The organism is Serratia sp. CMO1, from assembly GCF_015689115.1.
GTDB classification, from domain to species: Bacteria; Pseudomonadota; Gammaproteobacteria; order Enterobacterales; family Enterobacteriaceae; genus Serratia; species Serratia marcescens.
In genome coordinates this window covers 2514114-2528745 of the sequence record NZ_CP065032.1, presented here as the reverse complement: position 1 = coordinate 2528745, position 14632 = coordinate 2514114, and the positions used below count along the sequence as shown (strand labels likewise).

At 61.5% G+C, this 14632-nt stretch carries 16 protein-coding genes; 4 read left to right on the top strand and 12 right to left on the bottom strand.

The features are described from left to right. Window positions 1-9: 9 nt before the first annotated feature. A complete protein-coding gene (locus IT763_RS12030; RefSeq protein WP_206194740.1) occupies window positions 10-1620 on the bottom strand; it encodes an inorganic phosphate transporter in 1611 nt (536 codons plus the stop codon). A 186-nt stretch (window positions 1621-1806) separates the two neighbouring features. Between IT763_RS12030 and IT763_RS12025 the strand changes: the two genes are divergently transcribed. Then, window positions 1807-2835, top strand: a complete 1029-nt coding sequence (locus IT763_RS12025) for a transporter (RefSeq protein WP_016927615.1) — start codon at window positions 1807-1809, stop codon at window positions 2833-2835. On the opposite strand, the gene IT763_RS12020 is transcribed toward IT763_RS12025, so the two are convergent. The 9 genes from IT763_RS12020 to IT763_RS11980 all read right to left on the bottom strand — a co-directional run bounded on the left by IT763_RS12020 (window position 2836) and on the right by IT763_RS11980 (window position 10268). Then, on the bottom strand, window positions 2836-3369 hold the full coding sequence (locus IT763_RS12020) for an SRPBCC family protein (RefSeq protein WP_016927616.1): 534 nt from the start codon (window positions 3367-3369) through the stop codon (window positions 2836-2838). 3 nt (window positions 3370-3372) lie between these two features. Further along, a complete protein-coding gene (locus IT763_RS12015) occupies window positions 3373-3720 on the bottom strand; it encodes a helix-turn-helix transcriptional regulator (RefSeq protein ID WP_004938187.1) in 348 nt (115 codons plus the stop codon). Between the two features lie 82 nt (window positions 3721-3802). Beyond that, window positions 3803-5029, bottom strand: a complete 1227-nt coding sequence (locus IT763_RS12010) for a Zn-dependent hydrolase (RefSeq protein ID WP_197758299.1) — start codon at window positions 5027-5029, stop codon at window positions 3803-3805. After that, on the bottom strand, window positions 5026-5517 hold the full coding sequence (locus tag IT763_RS12005; protein ID WP_016927618.1) for an L-2-amino-thiazoline-4-carboxylic acid hydrolase: 492 nt from the start codon (window positions 5515-5517) through the stop codon (window positions 5026-5028). Before IT763_RS12005 ends, IT763_RS12010 begins: the two co-directional genes overlap by 4 nt. Before the next feature lie 18 nt (window positions 5518-5535). Next, a complete protein-coding gene (locus IT763_RS12000; protein ID WP_049299344.1) occupies window positions 5536-6687 on the bottom strand; it encodes a branched-chain amino acid ABC transporter substrate-binding protein in 1152 nt (383 codons plus the stop codon). Between the two features lie 34 nt (window positions 6688-6721). Beyond that, window positions 6722-7435, bottom strand: coding sequence for an ABC transporter ATP-binding protein (locus tag IT763_RS11995; RefSeq protein WP_016927620.1), 714 nt, complete (start codon window positions 7433-7435; stop codon window positions 6722-6724). Beyond that, window positions 7428-8198: an ABC transporter ATP-binding protein gene (locus IT763_RS11990; RefSeq protein WP_016927621.1), complete on the bottom strand. Its 771-nt coding sequence runs from the start codon at window positions 8196-8198 to the stop codon at window positions 7428-7430. The genes IT763_RS11995 and IT763_RS11990 overlap by 8 nt, the downstream gene beginning before the upstream one ends. Next, the gene (locus tag IT763_RS11985) at window positions 8195-9307 is read right to left on the bottom strand and encodes a branched-chain amino acid ABC transporter permease (protein WP_049299342.1); all 1113 of its coding nucleotides are present in this window, start codon (window positions 9305-9307) and stop codon (window positions 8195-8197) included. The genes IT763_RS11990 and IT763_RS11985 overlap by 4 nt, the downstream gene beginning before the upstream one ends. A gap of 10 nt (window positions 9308-9317) precedes the next feature. Next, the gene (locus IT763_RS11980) at window positions 9318-10268 is read right to left on the bottom strand and encodes a branched-chain amino acid ABC transporter permease (protein WP_049299340.1); all 951 of its coding nucleotides are present in this window, start codon (window positions 10266-10268) and stop codon (window positions 9318-9320) included. 169 nt (window positions 10269-10437) lie between these two features. On the opposite strand from IT763_RS11980, the gene IT763_RS11975 reads away from it, so the two are divergent. Together IT763_RS11975 and IT763_RS11970 are read left to right on the top strand one after the other, a co-directional pair. After that, the gene (locus IT763_RS11975) at window positions 10438-11370 is read left to right on the top strand and encodes a LysR substrate-binding domain-containing protein (RefSeq protein WP_049188959.1); all 933 of its coding nucleotides are present in this window, start codon (window positions 10438-10440) and stop codon (window positions 11368-11370) included. Window positions 11371-11448: 78 nt separating this feature from the next. Next, window positions 11449-11751 (top strand): cupin domain-containing protein, encoded by a 303-nt coding sequence (locus tag IT763_RS11970; protein WP_028127440.1) that lies wholly within the window; start codon window positions 11449-11451, stop codon window positions 11749-11751. Here IT763_RS11970 and IT763_RS11965 read toward each other — a convergent pair. Beyond that, window positions 11748-12875 carry an alpha/beta fold hydrolase gene (locus IT763_RS11965; RefSeq protein ID WP_065426402.1) on the bottom strand — a complete coding sequence of 376 codons (1128 nt, stop codon included), beginning with the start codon at window positions 12873-12875 and terminating at the stop codon, window positions 11748-11750. The genes IT763_RS11970 and IT763_RS11965 overlap by 4 nt on opposite strands. A gap of 106 nt (window positions 12876-12981) precedes the next feature. Between IT763_RS11965 and IT763_RS11960 the strand changes: the two genes are divergently transcribed. Next, window positions 12982-13875 carry a LysR family transcriptional regulator gene (locus IT763_RS11960; RefSeq protein WP_049299339.1) on the top strand — a complete coding sequence of 298 codons (894 nt, stop codon included), beginning with the start codon at window positions 12982-12984 and terminating at the stop codon, window positions 13873-13875. Between the two features lie 39 nt (window positions 13876-13914). On the opposite strand, the gene IT763_RS11955 is transcribed toward IT763_RS11960, so the two are convergent. Then, entirely contained in the window at window positions 13915-14508 is a 594-nt protein-coding gene (locus IT763_RS11955) for a TetR/AcrR family transcriptional regulator (protein WP_176063102.1), read from the bottom strand. Between the last annotated feature and the right edge of the window lie 124 nt (window positions 14509-14632).

Below are 14632 nucleotides of genomic sequence, written 5' to 3'. Positions count from 1 at the left end.
AGCCCGGTGTTAGAAATGGTTGAAGATCCAGTACAGCACCGCCGACAGCAGTACCGAGGCCGGCAGCGTCAGCACCCAGGCCATCAGCAGATTGCGCAGGGTGGCCATCTGCAGGCCGGAGCGGTTGGCGGCCATGGTGCCGGCGATGCCGGACGAAAGTACGTGCGTGGTCGAAACCGGCAAACCGAAGGCGTCGGCCGCGCCGATGGTGGTCATCGCCACCAGTTCGGCGCTGGCGCCCTGGGCGTAGGTCAGGTGCGATTTACCGATCTTTTCGCCCACCGTCACCACGATGCGGCGCCAGCCAACCATGGTGCCGAGCCCCAGCGCAATCGCCACCACCACTTTCACCCAAAAGGGAATGAAGCGGGTGGCGTTGTCGAGTTCGCCTTTCAACGCGTCGAGGTTGCGCTGCGCATCGGAATTGATCTGCAACTGACGCTCTGCCTTCAGGTGCTTGATGGTCTCGGACGCCAGGTACATGTCATTGCGGGTGTTCGACACCGCTTGCGCCGGGATCTTGTCGACCGAGCCGTACTGACGGATTTGATCGCCGATCGCGCCGGCCAGCTGCGCCAGCGCCGGCACCACCTCCGGCGTCAGTTCGCTGGTGCGCACATAGCCGGTCAGCACCTCGCGCGGCGGCGTTTGGCCGCCGGCCGGGAACTGGCGCAGCAGCTCGTTTTTGGTCACTTCCGCCAGCGCCGCCACCCGGGGGATCTGCTCCGGCGGCATCGAACGGTTCAGGGCGTAGGCGATCGGCATGGTGCCCACCAGGATCAGCATGATAAGGCCCATGCCTTTCTGCCCGTCGTTGGAGCCGTGGGCAAAGGAAACGCCGGTGCAGGTGAGGATCAGCAATCCGCGGATCCACAGCGGCGGCGGGCTATTGTCCTTAGGCGCGCTGTACAGCTGGCGGTTCTTGACGAACAGCTTCAGCGCCAGCAGCAGCAGGCCGGCGAACACGAAGCCGATCACCGGCGACAGCAGCAGCGCGTAGCCCACCTTGATCGCCTGGCCCCAGTCCACGCCGCTGGTGCCGGTGCGGCCGTGGATCAGAGCGTTGGCCACGCCGACGCCGATAATCGAGCCGATCAGCGTATGCGACGACGTGGCGGGCAGCCCGAGCCACCAGGTGCCGAGGTTCCAGATGATGGCGGAGAACAGCAGGGCGTACACCATGGCGAAACCGTTGCCGGTGCCGGCCTGCAGGATCAGCTCAACCGGCAGCAGCGAAATGATGCCGAAGGCCACCACGCCGCTGGAGAGCAATACGCCGAGAAAGTTGAAGAAACCGGACCACACCACGGCGACCATCGGCGACAGAGAGTGGGTGTAAATCACCGTCGCGACCGCATTGGCGGTGTCGTGGAAGCCGTTGACGAATTCAAAGCCCAGCGCGATCAGCAGCGCCAGCCCCAATAATAAAAACGGAATGTAACTGGTATAGACGGCGCCGGCGTCGCTGACGTCGTTAAATAAGTTCACTCCGGCGAACGCGATCCCCAGAATTAATAAGAACACAAAAAAAAGAACAGTGAGTCGACTGTTCTTTTGATGCAGCTTGGGCAGGCTGGATGCGGCCGGCACACCCGTTTGAACGGCGCTGTTATCGCTCATAATGACCTTCCTGAGAGGATTGAATGCGGTAGCTGTCGCCTGAAAAGTATTCTGAATGAATGTGGCCTTTTTATGACGAAAATATTAATCATCGGGAACGGCGAAAATCATTAACGCCGATAAATAAAGATTGTTATAACAGCGGGGACGGTCTTGGGTTAACGGCAACAGGCAGGATAAGGCGTTATGGTGCAACGGTTAGCGGAAAAGATGCACAAGCTTGATTTCGATGATGAAGTGACCGGGCTGATCTACGGCCATGTGTTTCGTTCCGGTGAGCCGCCGGCGCGCCTGAACTCGCAACAGGTCTGCCAGGCTTACCAGGCTTTGCCGTCCGGCGACGGCTTTGTCTGGCTGCACCTCAATCTCAACCACGCGGCGGCGGAGAAGTGGCTGAAAAACCATTTCGCCATTTCCGATTTTTTCTTCCATGAAATTCGGCATGGTTCCCACACGACGCGCATCGAGCGCCAGGGCGACGATCTGTTCGCCGTGCTCAACGACGTGATTTTCCACCCTGAGGACAGCAACCCGGAAACGGCGACGCTGTGGCTCTATTGCTGCCGTGGGCTGGTGGTCACCGTGCGTCACAAACCGGTGCGATTGATTGAACGGCTGCTTGGCCGCCTGACGGCGTTGGAGCTGGCGTCGTCTACCGAGCTGCTGGCGCACCTGCTGGAAGAGCAGGAGGACGTGCTGGAACAGGTGGTGCGGCAGGCTAACCAGTATGTTGATGCCATCGAGGATCGCCTGCTGACCCGCCGCGTCAAACGCAACCGCGCCGAGCTGGGGCGCATGCGCCGCATGTTATTGCGCTTTCAGCGCCTGTTGGCGCCGGAACCGGCCGCGCTGTTTCGGCTGTTGAACCGGCCGCCGGCCTGGCTGAGCCGCGAGGTGGTGCAAGATCTGCGGCAGTTTACCGAAGAGTTCACCGTGGTGTTGAACGATCTCGCCAGCCTGACCGAACGCATCCGGCTATTGCAGGAAGAGCTGGGTGCCAAGCTGATGGAGCAGAATAACCGCACGCTCTACACCCTGACGGTGATCACCGTGCTGGCGTTGCCGATCAACATCGTCGCCGGTTTCTTCGGCATGAACGTCGGGGGGATACCGCTGGCCAGCAATCACCACGGTTTTATCCTGCTGGTGTTGCTGGTCGGCAGTTTTACGCTGATCGCCGGTTATCTGGCGTTCAGGCGCCGGGACGAGTCGTAATTACAGGCGGGCGCGGTACTCTTCTTCCAGCCGGGCATGGGTGCTCCAGAACGGCTGCGGCGCCCGATCGTGCAGACGATCCAGCAGGATATCCAGATGGGTGTGCCAGCCGCCGGCGACGCTGAGCATCTCGTCGCGGTTGGCCAGGCGCCGGTGGGTGACCGTCAGCAGCACCGCGTTTCCCTGTTCCGTCAGCTCGAAGGTCACTTCGGAAGGGCGCCCCTGATCCTGTTCGGCCCAGGTAAAGCTCAGCAGGCGCGGCGGGAACAGGCAGGTGATGTGGCCGCGGTTGCTGACGCAGCCGCCGTGCTGTTTGTACTTGGCCGGCGGTTGCTCGTGCTCGCCCGCCAGATCGGAGTTGCGAAACTCCAGCTCCAGCGGCGCGCCGTTTTCCAACTTCATGGCGCCAGCCGCCAGCCAGGTGGCGCGCTTGTCGGATTCGGTCAGGTAAGCCCACACCCGCTCGATGGGGCCGGGCAGCAGCCGCTGGATGCGCAGCGTGCCGGGTTCGATAATCATGCCGTAATCATTCATGGTTCACTCCTTGGGAGGAAGCTGTTCGGGCTGCAGCAGCGCCTGTTCGAGCGCATCCAGCCGTTCAGTCCAGAAATGTTCATAGGTTTGCAGCCAGTGCATGGCCTGCGCCATAGGCTCGGGTTCGAGCCGGCAGATATGGTTTCTTCCTTGCACGGTGCGTTGCACCAGGCCCGCATGTTCCAGTGCTTTCACGTGCTTGGAGGCGCCGGCGAACGACATCTGCAACGGCGCGGCCAGTTCGCCGATGCTGCGCTCACCGCCGGCCAGCGCGCGTAACATCGAACGGCGGGTCGGGTCGGCCAGCGCATGAAAAATGGCGTCCAGCTGTGAGGAAGATAATTCAACCATATGGTTGAATATAGAACAGGCGGGCTAATATTCAACCGTTTTGTTGAATATTTTTTGCCCCGGCGAGAAACCGGGGCGACGATCAGGCGCCGGCGTGCGCCAGCAGCGCGTTCAGCAATACGTCAGCGCCGGCGGCGGCCCAGGCGGGGGTGATATCTTCCCGCTCGTTGTGGCTGATGCCGTCCACGCAGGGAATGAAAATCATTGCGGTCGGGGCGACGCGGTTAAGGTAACAGGCATCGTGGCCGGCGCCGGAAATCATGTCGCGATGGCGATAGCCCAACGCTTGCGCGGCTTGACGTACGCTGTCGATGCAGCCCCGATCAAAAGCGATCGGGGGATACTGGAAGATGCGCTCGGCGCGAGCGGTCAGGCCGCCGCCGTTGACGGCGTTCACCGCCGCCAGCAGGCGCTGCTCCATCTGCTCCAGAATTGACTCCTCTGGATGGCGGAATTCGACGCTGAAAAAGACGCGCCCCGGCACCACGTTGCGTGAATTGGGGGTAATTTGCGCCATGCCCACCGTGGCGCGCGCGTCGGGCGCGAAATCCCAACCGATGCGGTTGACCGCCGTGACCAGCGCCGCAAAGCCCAGCAGGGCGTCGCGGCGGCGGTCCATCGGCGTGGTGCCGGCATGGGCGCTGAAGCCGACGACCTCCAGTTCATACCAGCGCTGCCCTTGTGCGGCGGTCACCACGCCGATGTCGAGATGCTCCGCTTCCAGAATCGGCCCCTGTTCGATGTGCAACTCGAAGGCGGCATGGATCGGCGTGCCGCCCACCGGATACTCGCCGGCGTAGCCGATTCGCTCCAGCGCCTCGCCGAGGCTGACGCCGTGCTCGTCGTGGCGCGTCAGGCCGTATTCCAGGTCGAATACCCCGGCGAACACGCCGGAGGCGATCATCGCCGGCGCAAAGCGTGCGCCTTCTTCGTTGGTCCAGTTGATCACTTCAATCGCGCGTTCGGTGACGATCTGCCGATCGTTAAGGCTGCGAATAACCTCCAATCCGGCCAGCACGCCGTAGATGCCGTCGAAACGGCCGCCGCGGGGTTGAGAGTCGCCGTGAGAACCGGTGACAACCGGCGCCAGCTCGGGCCGCGCGCCTTCACGGCGCAGGAACATGTTGCCCATCCGATCGACGCGCACGCTGCAACCGGCCTCCAGCGCCCACAGACGCAGCTGGTCGCGCGCCTGACGATCCTCTTCGCTGAGCGCCAGGCGGGTGACGCCGTTGTCAGCGATGGCGCCGAACTGCGCCATCGCCTGCAGGCTTTGCCACAGGCGCTCGCCGTTGACCCGATGCGTCATGGCTTTTCTCCCGGCGTTTTGGCGGCGTAACGGAAATCGCAGCAGGGAGCGCCGGACATGATGGTCTGGGTGCGCTGCAGTTCAACGTCAGGCGCATAGCCGACGATAAACTGGCTGTCGCGAGCGCAGGAGAGCAGGTGGCCGATGTCTCCCAGCCCCATCTCATGATACATCTCGGCGTAGCGGCAGCGGGTGACGTTATAGTCGAAGTGCTGTTCGTCCTGATTGATCACCTCGACGCGCAACGCATCGTCTTTTTCCCACAGGTACTGCAAGGCGGCGAAGCTGCGCAGATCCGCGCCGTTCGGTTCCTGAGCGGCGAACTGTTTGCCCGCCGCGATGGCGGCATTCTCGATGGCTTCGCCGATCACTGCCTGAGCGCGCGTCTTGCCGATTTCACGCACCAGAATCTGGTAGATCGGTTTGATGATTTCCGCCTCGATCTTTCTGCGGGCCAAAATGCCCAATTCATTATTTGCACAGCTCATCGCCTTGCTCCTCTTGATTTATTGTGGTTTGGCGCCGCCCAACACGGTTTGCGGCTGCCATTTGCCGTCGACTACCCGGTACAGGGTGAAGCTCGGCTGTTGCAGGTTGCCCTGCGCATCGAAGGCAATGGCGCCGGTCACGCCCTGATAATGTATGGCGCGCAGTTTCGGCAGATAATCGGCCGGGTTGGCCGAGCCGGCCTGTTCGATGGCGGCGATCAGCACCCGGGTGGCGTCGTAGGCGAAGGGCGCATGCAGTTCGATGTGGGTGTGGTAACGATCGCGGTAGGCTTGCTCAAACGCCTTGCCGCCCGGCATCTGTTCCAGCGGCAGCCCCGGCTCCAACGCGACGACGCCTTCGCCTTCTTGCTGCGCCAGCGTCAGGAAGGTTTGGCTGACAAAGCCGCCGGCGCCCATCAGCTGCGCGTTCATGCCCAGCTGCTTCAGTTTGCGCGCCAGCGGCGCCGCCTGGGAATCTACGCCGCCGAAGAAGATCAGATCGGCGTTTTTGCTGCGCACGGTGGTCAGTACGGCGCTGAAATCGACGGTCTTGTCATCCACATACTCGCGGGCGATCGGCTGCACGCCCTGGGCCTGCAGCGATTTGATGAACTCGTCCGCCAGCCCCTGGCCGAAAGCGGTGCGATCGTCGATCACCGCGATGCGCTGGGCTTTCAGCGTTTTCACCGCATATTGCCCGGCATAGTTGCCGCCGTCGTCGTCGTGGCCCATCACGCGAAAGCTGGTGTCAAAACCCTGTTGCGTATAGCCGTGACCGGTGGCGACCGGCGCCACCTGGGCGATGCCGGCATCGTGATAGATGCGCGCCGCCGGGATGCTGGTGCCGGTGTTCCAGTGGCCGACCACGCCGGCGACGCCTTCGTCGACCAAACGCTGCGCCACGGCCACGGCGGTGCGCGGGTCGGACTGGTCGTCCTCGGACACCAGTTTGAAGGTGACCGGTTTGCCGTTCAGCGTCGGTTTCTGCGCGTTAGCGTCGGCGATCGCCAGTTGCGCGCCGTTTTCGAGATCTTTGCCGATGCGCGCGGAAGGGCCGGTCAGCGGCCCGGCCAGGCCGATCAGCACGGTGTCGGCCGCCAGCGCCGGGAGGCTAAGAATCATTGTCATGGCGGCCAGCGCCAACGGTTTGATGCGAATGCTCTGTTGCATGTCATACTCCTGGTGCGGTTAAAAGAAACAACGGTTATTCACCCAAATAGATCTGTTTGATTTTTTCATCGTCCAGCATCTCGGCGGAACGGCCGCTGTGGCTCAGGCTGCCGCTGTCCAACACGTAGGCGCGATCGGTGGACTCCAGCGCCAGGCGCGCGTTCTGCTCGACCAATAGCAGCGTGACGCCGTCACGGGCTAACTGCTTGATGACCGTGAAAATGGCTTCCACCACAATCGGCGCCAGCCCCATCGAGGGTTCGTCCAATATCAGCAATCGCGGGCGGCTGAGCAGCGCGCGGCCCATCGCCACCATCTGCTGTTCACCGCCCGAAAGTAGCCCGGCCGGTTGGTGCAGGCGCTCGCTCAGCCGCGGGAAGGTGGCGCACACCCGTTCGAAATCTTGCCGCACCGCCGATTTGTCACGCCGCGCATAGGCGCCGAGCTGCAGGTTTTCCCGCACCGTCAAACGGGTGAAAATGCCGCGTCCCTCCGGCACCATCACCAGCCCCCGTTGCAGCAACCGGTGCGGCGGCGCGCCGCGAATCGAGCAACCGTCGAACAGGATGTCGCCTTCGAACGGCTGCAGGCCGGTCAGCGCTCGCAGGCTGGAGGTCTTGCCCGCGCCATTGGCGCCGATCAGCGTCACCTGTTCGCCGGCGTTCACCGTGAAATCGATGCCTTTGACCGCATGAATGCCGCCGTAAGACACTTTGAGACGTTTAACGCTCAGCAGGGCTTCAGACATGCGCGCCGCCTCCCAGATAGGCCTGAATGACCGCCGGTTCGCGCCGCACCTGCGCCGGTTCGCCTTCGGCGATCGCTTTGCCGTAGTCCAGCACCGTCAGGCGATCGCACAGGCCCATCACCAGCTTGACGTCGTGTTCGATCAGCAGCAGCGTTTTGCCGCTGTCGCGGATGCGCAGCAGCAGCTCGCGCAGCGCTACTTTTTCACCGGCGTTCATGCCGGCCGCCGGCTCGTCCAGCGCCAGCAACCGGGGTTCGGTCGCCAGCGCGCGGGCAATCTCCAGGCGGCGTTGGTGGCCATAGGCGAGATCGCCGGCGCGGTAATGGGCGAATTGGCTGATGCCGACGTACTCCAGCAGCGCATGGGATTTATCGCGCACCGCCTGTTCCTCTGCCTTGGCGCGCCGGTGGCGAGCGATCGCCGCCCACAGGCCGTTGCGGGTGCGCACGTGGCAGCCGACCATCACATTTTCCAGCACGCTCATTTCGTTGAACAACCGCAGGTTCTGGAAGGTGCGGGCAATGCCGGCCTGCGCCACTTTGTCGATCGCCTGGGGTTTATAGCGCTGGCCCAACAGGCGGAACTCGCCTTCATCGGCGCGATACAGGCCGGTGATCAGGTTGAAGCAGGTGGTTTTGCCGGCGCCGTTCGGCCCGATCAGGCCGTAGATTTCCCCCTGGCGGATGCTCATGCTGACGTCATCCACCGCCGTCAGGCCGCCGAAACGTTTGCTGACGTGATTTAAAGCAAGCAGCGGCGTCATGCGGCGGTCCTCCCGGCATGGCGAGCCGGCCACAGGCCCGCCGGGCGATACAGCATCACCAGGATCAGCGCCAGGCCGTAAAACAGTTGGCGGATGATTTCCGGATCGATCAGCACCTGGCCGAACAGCGCCTGCTGCAGCGGCCCCATGCTGCTGCGCAGCAGCTCCGGCAGGGCGGCCAGCAGCAGCGCGCCCAGGATCACGCCGGGGATGTGCCCCATGCCGCCGAGCACCACCATCGCCAGTACGGCGATCGATTCCTGCAGGGTGAACGATTCCGGCGACACGAAGCCCTGAAACGCGGCGAACAACGCGCCGGCCACGCCGCCGAAGGTGGCGCCGATGGCGAAGGCCAGCAGCTTGAAGTTGCGGGTGTTGATGCCCATCGCCCGCGCGGCGTCCTCATCTTCACGGATCGCTGTCCACGCACGGCCGATGCGCGAGTTTTGCAGCCGCAGGCTGATGAACAGGATCGCCAGCAGCAGCGCGGCGAACAGGTAGTAATACAGGTACAGGCCGGAAAAACGCACGCCGAACCACTCGTGCATGCCGGAAAACCTCAGGCCGAACAGGCTGACCGGGTCAATGCCGGAAATGCCTTTGGGGCCGTTGGTGAGATTGACCGGGCGATCCAGATTGCGCATCAGAATGCGCACGATTTCGCCGAATCCCAACGTGACGATCGCCAGATAGTCGCCGCGCAGCCGCAGCGTCGGCGCGCCGAGCAGGATGCCGCATACCGCCGCCAACAGCGCCGCCAGCGGGATCAGCCACAGCATCGGCAGATGCAGCCCGTCGGGGAACCACTGCAGCAGCAGCGGGAACTGCTGCGTCAGATGCGGTGACGACAGCAGCGCGGCGAGATAGGCGCCGACCGCGTAAAAGGCGATAAAACCCATGTCCAGCAACCCGGTCATGCCCACCACGATGTTCAGCCCGAGCGCCAACATCAGATACAGCAGGGCGAAGTCGACGACCCGCACCCAGTAGTTGCCGCCGGCGGCGCCCGCCACCCAGGGCGCCAGCAGCAGGGCGAGAATGAACAGCGTCAGCCCCAGCCCGGCGCGACGCGGCGTGGCCAGAGGAACGGGGGGAGTCAAAACGGTCATCGTGATGTCCTTATGCGCGCGTGGCGATGCGTTCGCCCAACAGCCCGGAGGGGCGGAAGACCAGCACGGCGATCAGCACCAGAAACGCGAACACGTCCTGGTAGTTGCTGCCGAACACGCCGCCGGTCAGCTCGCCGAGATAGCCGGTGCCCAGTGATTCGAACAGACCCAGCAGCAAACCGCCAAGCATCGCGCCGCGCAGGTTGCCGATGCCGCCGAGCACGGCGGCGGTAAACGCCTTGATGCCCGGCAGAAAGCCCATCGAGAAACCGGCGTTGCCGTAGTTGCTGGCCATCATGATGCCGGCCACCGCCGCCAACGCGCCGCCGAGCGCGAAGGTCAGAACGATGATGCGGTCAGGACTGATGCCCATCAGGCCGGCGACCTGCGGGTTTTCCGCCGTGGCGCGCATGGCGCGGCCGAAACGGCTGTGTTCGACCAGCAGCCAGAGGCCGGCCATCACCGCCACGGCTACCGCCAGCGTGACGATCGCCGTGCCGGTGATCACCGCCGGCGCATGTTCGGCGCTGCCTGCGGTCAGGGCGATGGGCGCCATCGGCAACAGCTGCGGAAACATCAGGGGATTGCGTGACCAGATCAGCATCGCCAGGGTTTGCAGCAGCAGTGACACGCCGATGCCGCTGATCAGCGGGGCCAGGCGCGGCGCATTACGCAGCCGGCGATAGGCCAGGCGCTCGATCGCCATCGAGGTGATGGCGCAGATAGCCATGGCGAACAGGGCCGCCAGCAGCAGCGTGGCGTAGGGCGGTAACGCGGGAAAGTGGTGCTGTAACACCCCGATCGCCGACAGCGCGCTCAGCGCCCCGACCATCAGCACGTCGCCGTGCGCGAAGTTGATGATGCGCAGGATGCCGTACACCATGGTGTAGCCGAGCGCGATCAGCGCATAAATGCTGCCGAGCATCAAACCGTTGACGGTTTGCTGTACCAGCGTATCCATAAGGAGAGTCCGGAGATAATGAGTCAGAGGCTCACAATAGAGAATTTAAAAAAATTGTAAAATACGGAAAAATACTTTCTTATATAAAAAACGAGTGTTTTTAATGCATTGATTTTTATGTATATTAAACCCACTCCTTCAGTGTTCATTTCCCAAAAACAGTCAATATATGAAAAAAACAGAACAGTATGATGAGCCGTTGCCGATGCTGCCGAACGATCCGCCGCTGCGCGCCGTACGGGCGTTCGAGGCCATCGCGCGCCTGGGGGGGATCAGCGCGGCGGCTAACGAGCTGATGATTTCGCCTTCGGCGGTCAGTCATCAACTCAAAACGCTGGAGGCATTTTTGCAGATGCCGTTGACCGAACGGCAGGGGCGTAACCTGGTGTTGCGCAGCGAGGGGCGGGAGTACTACCGTTCGATTCGCTCGGCGTTCAACGTGCTGCGCCAGGCGACCGAACACGTGCGCGAGCAATCCGCGTCGCGGCAGGTGACCATCAGTCTGATCCCGCTGTTCGGCATGGGGTGGTTCATTCCGCGGCTGCGCGGTTTCCTGCGCGAAAATCCGGATATCGACATCAATGTGGTCTACGCCAACCACCGCAATTACCTGAGCGACGCCGCCGATCTGTCGATCCGCTTCGGGGTCGGGCAGTGGACCGGCTATCGCAGCGAGAAGCTGATGTCCGGCAAAATGGTGCCGGTGTGCAGCCGGGCATTCAGTAAACTGCACGGTTTGCTCGATACGCCGGATCAACTGGCGACGCTGCCGCTGCTGCACGACGAGGAACGCAATACCTGGATGCAATGGTTTCAGCAGGCCGGCGTCAAGCGCCCGCTGCGCAGTATCGGCCCGATGTTTGAGGACGGATTGTTGACGTTGGCGGCGGTGCAGGCGGGGCTAGGGTGCGCGTTGATGCGTGAACCGTTAATCGCCCAGTACCTTGAAAGCGGTGAGTTGATCAAAATGTTCGATCTGCCGATCGACGACGGCCGCGATTATTACCTGTGCGCTCGGCTGGATAGTGAGCTGTCGCAGGAGGGCGAAAATCTGCGGCAGTGGCTGCGCCGTGAGGCGGCGGCTCAGAACGCCGGGGCATAATCTACAACCAACGCGTCTTTCAGCAGGTGACGGCTTTGCAGTAGAGTGCCGGTTCCTCTGTAGCGATAAGGTATGACGATGCTGTTCGATTTAAACCAGCAGGCGGCCGAACTGCCCGAGGCTTGGCGTTCCTCCGTGCTGGGCCGCGTCGGTGCGGCCAACATCAAAGTGCTGCGTATGGATGCGCGCAGCATTGCGGATGAAGTGCATGATTACAGCGAAGGGTTGCTGGTGATCAGCGGCCACCTGCGGCTGCAGGTGGCGGGGGAAGAAGTGGTGGTGCGAGCCGGTCAGCTGTATCAGGCCGCGGCCGGCGTGCCGCACCGCGTGTTGCCGGGTAGCGAAGGCACGCTGGTGATTGTCGACCTGCCGGAGGATTAAGCTCCGTGTTTGGGCTGGGGTTGCGCCAGAAATCTGACGACGCCCTGGAGAAAGCGTTGTCTGCCGGCGTTATCTCTATCGAGATGGACAAAATGTGTCGCATCAGGAATGACCAGCTTTTCGGCTGTAGGGGCATCTTTCATGATGGCGTCAACATCCTCTGGCCGGCTCCAGAAATCCCGCTCCGAGCGAACAACCAATACGGGAACGGTGGTTAAGGCTGTTGCGGACCACTGTTTTCTGCCCATCGCCAGTTCAAAGCTGTCAGCCATTGCACCGGTCGGTGCGCGGAAGCTGTGTGGCGTTCTGTGCTGCGAGGTGTTGTCCGATGCCAGTGCGGCATCACCGTAAGCGCGTTTCACTGTTTCATCACGCCACTGTGTTTTATCCGCCACGGGAATGCTGTTATCCCAGACGACAAACAGACTGTCCCGCGTGCTCAGGTTCCAGCCGCCAAATTTGGCTGCGTTGAAATGTCCCGGGTTTTGGGGATCGTCCAGGGGTGATCCCTGTCCCAGCAGCGGATGATGGTCGGTTCCGCCATATAACGTGTTATAGAGCACCAGTCGTTCCACATTCTGTGGGTATTGTGCCGCATAAGCGCCCGCCCAGTGTCCTCCTGTCGCCCATCCCAAGAGACTAACGCGAGGGGAGCCGCTCCACGCCTGAATAGCCTGCACGGCGTAAGCGATATCGGTCACGGCATCCGCCGTGCGGATCAAAGGCGCCGACTGGTCAGGGGGGCTATCCATCGCGGCCGGCCGGCTGGATAACCCATATCCCCGCAGATCGAGGATGTACACTCGAAAGCCTGCTAATGCCAGATCTGCCGCCAGAGAGCCGCCCTTGACGGGCAAATCAAAAGAGGCGAGGCCGGGAACCCGGGCGCCATGAATCAGCAATACAGACGGTTGCGGTATCTTGCCGTCAGGTTTCTGCCTGACCTCCCTGATGTGGAGTTGCTCTCCGTTCGCAAGCAAAATGTGCCTGTCCGTGCGCTTTATTGGCGCGGGGATTTCATTTTCTTTCGATGCAGCCAGCGTGGGTGATGCCGACATCACAAGGAGGGCCAGCAACATATTTAGGTTTCGGTAAGTCAGTGACAACGATCTGAGTATGTTCATTGTTATTTCTGCTCCGCCAATATATACAGGAAGCATCTTCAGGTTACCTGGCTAGTGTGTCTAATACTATCGAGGGGCTTTCTTAATACGTTGAAGGTATCGCGATATGCTCACCCTGCGTCAGCTCCGCCAATTTCTTGTGGTTGCGGAAACAATGAATGTCCGTAAAGCGGCTGAGCGTTTGCATATGGCTCAACCCCCGCTGACAAACGCGATCCGTCAAATGGAAGAGGCGTTGGGCACCCGGCTTTTTGAACGAACCAATCGTATAACGGCACTGACCCCGGCAGGCAAAGTGTTGCAGAAGGAAGCGGTTGCGACGCTGATGCAGATGGAAAGGTCGATGTTGCTGACCCAACGCGTCGGCCAGGGAATGACGGGGGCTTTGCGCATCGGTTTTGTCGCTTCTGCCGTCAGACATCTGCTTCCGGAAACGCTCACGCGGTTTCACTTTTCCAGTCCGCAGGTGGTGCTTGAACTGAAAGAAATGACCACCGCGCGACAGGTTGAAAGCCTTTTGGAAGACTCGCTTGACGTTGGCATTGCGGTTTTACCTGTTCCTGAATACGCCATACCGAAACTGTCCTGCCATCGATTTTTTAGCTGCCCGCTGATTGCCGTTTTGCCGAGTAAACATCCTGGCGGAACACGCGGCGCGATGCCGCTTTCTACCCTGGCCAGGGAGCCGTGGGTATTGTTCCCAGAGCAGGAAGGGCCTGGTCTTTATCGCTCTATTATTGAAGCCTGCGAAAAGGCAGGATTTGCTCCTGAGGTTGTTCAGCGAGCCGTGCAGATGGAAACGATCGTCGGCCTTGTTGCTTCGGGATTAGGAGTCAGTCTGGTCCCTGAATTCATGCAAAAAAGCGGCTGGGTAAACGTTTCTTTTTGCCGGCTTAGTGGAGAACAGATCCCGTATCAGGTTGCTTTGATTCACAAGCGGGAAAATACTAATCCTCACGTCGCAGATTTTGTCAGAAACGCGGTTCCTCCACAGCCATAGGTAAAACGCGCCTGAGTTTGAACCGCATTCAAGAATCGATTAGGCGCGGTTGCCCAGGACCGTCAGCGCCACGTTTACCGCCGCCAATAACCGCGCTTCGGTGACGCCGTCACGCGCCTGAATCGACAGGCCGTGCAGGAAGACGGCGAAATAGTCCCCCAGGCTGTCGGCGTCGGTGTCGGCCGGCAGTTCGCCGGTTTGCACCGCCTGCCGCAGCCGTTCGACGATCTGCTGCGTGCGCTGCAGCCGATGCTCTGCCAGCCAGGCTTTGAGCCCGTCGTTTTCTGCGCTGACGCTGGCGGCGGCGGAGACCACCATGCAGCCCTGCGGCAGATCCGGCCGACTGTAGAGGCGCACGGCATCTTCCAGCATACGTTGGATCGCCGGGCGAATGCCGCTTTCCTGTGCGAAGGCGCGATCGGCGAAGCCGCCTTCCTCGGCTTCGTAACTGGCGATCGCCTCGCGGAACAGCTGCTCTTTGGAGCCGAACGCCTTGTAGATGCGCGCGGAAGCAATGCCCAATTCCGCCACCAGATCCGACATCGAGGTGCCTTCATAACCTTGCCGCCAGAATAAGTTTCGCGCCTTCAAGAGCGCCTGTTCGCGATCGAACTCGCGCGGTCTGCCTGCCATTCGCTGCTCCAATTTACCTGTCATTCAGCGACATAGGATCGCTTAAATCGACGGGAATACCAATGTCTTTATAAATTTCGCTTGCGGTCAATTCGCTTTGCCCCTATTGTTTGTCAATCGACAA

Bases quoted from the DNA above. Each gene is read 5' to 3' on its own strand.
- IT763_RS12030 (WP_206194740.1), bottom strand. From the start codon at position 1,620: ATGAGCGATAACAGCGCCGTTCAAACGGGTGTGCCGGCCGCATCCAGC.
- IT763_RS12025 (WP_016927615.1), top strand. From the start codon at position 1,807: ATGGTGCAACGGTTAGCGGAAAAGATGCACAAGCTTGATTTCGATGAT.
- IT763_RS12020 (WP_016927616.1), bottom strand. From the start codon at position 3,369: ATGAATGATTACGGCATGATTATCGAACCCGGCACGCTGCGCATCCAG.
- IT763_RS12015 (WP_004938187.1), bottom strand. From the start codon at position 3,720: ATGGTTGAATTATCTTCCTCACAGCTGGACGCCATTTTTCATGCGCTG.
- IT763_RS12010 (WP_197758299.1), bottom strand. From the start codon at position 5,029: ATGACGCATCGGGTCAACGGCGAGCGCCTGTGGCAAAGCCTGCAGGCG.
- IT763_RS12005 (WP_016927618.1), bottom strand. From the start codon at position 5,517: ATGAGCTGTGCAAATAATGAATTGGGCATTTTGGCCCGCAGAAAGATC.
- IT763_RS12000 (WP_049299344.1), bottom strand. From the start codon at position 6,687: ATGCAACAGAGCATTCGCATCAAACCGTTGGCGCTGGCCGCCATGACA.
- IT763_RS11995 (WP_016927620.1), bottom strand. From the start codon at position 7,435: ATGTCTGAAGCCCTGCTGAGCGTTAAACGTCTCAAAGTGTCTTACGGC.
- IT763_RS11990 (WP_016927621.1), bottom strand. From the start codon at position 8,198: ATGACGCCGCTGCTTGCTTTAAATCACGTCAGCAAACGTTTCGGCGGC.
- IT763_RS11985 (WP_049299342.1), bottom strand. From the start codon at position 9,307: ATGACCGTTTTGACTCCCCCCGTTCCTCTGGCCACGCCGCGTCGCGCC.
- IT763_RS11980 (WP_049299340.1), bottom strand. From the start codon at position 10,268: ATGGATACGCTGGTACAGCAAACCGTCAACGGTTTGATGCTCGGCAGC.
- IT763_RS11975 (WP_049188959.1), top strand. From the start codon at position 10,438: ATGAAAAAAACAGAACAGTATGATGAGCCGTTGCCGATGCTGCCGAAC.
- IT763_RS11970 (WP_028127440.1), top strand. From the start codon at position 11,449: ATGCTGTTCGATTTAAACCAGCAGGCGGCCGAACTGCCCGAGGCTTGG.
- IT763_RS11965 (WP_065426402.1), bottom strand. From the start codon at position 12,875: ATGAACATACTCAGATCGTTGTCACTGACTTACCGAAACCTAAATATG.
- IT763_RS11960 (WP_049299339.1), top strand. From the start codon at position 12,982: ATGCTCACCCTGCGTCAGCTCCGCCAATTTCTTGTGGTTGCGGAAACA.
- IT763_RS11955 (WP_176063102.1), bottom strand. From the start codon at position 14,508: ATGGCAGGCAGACCGCGCGAGTTCGATCGCGAACAGGCGCTCTTGAAG.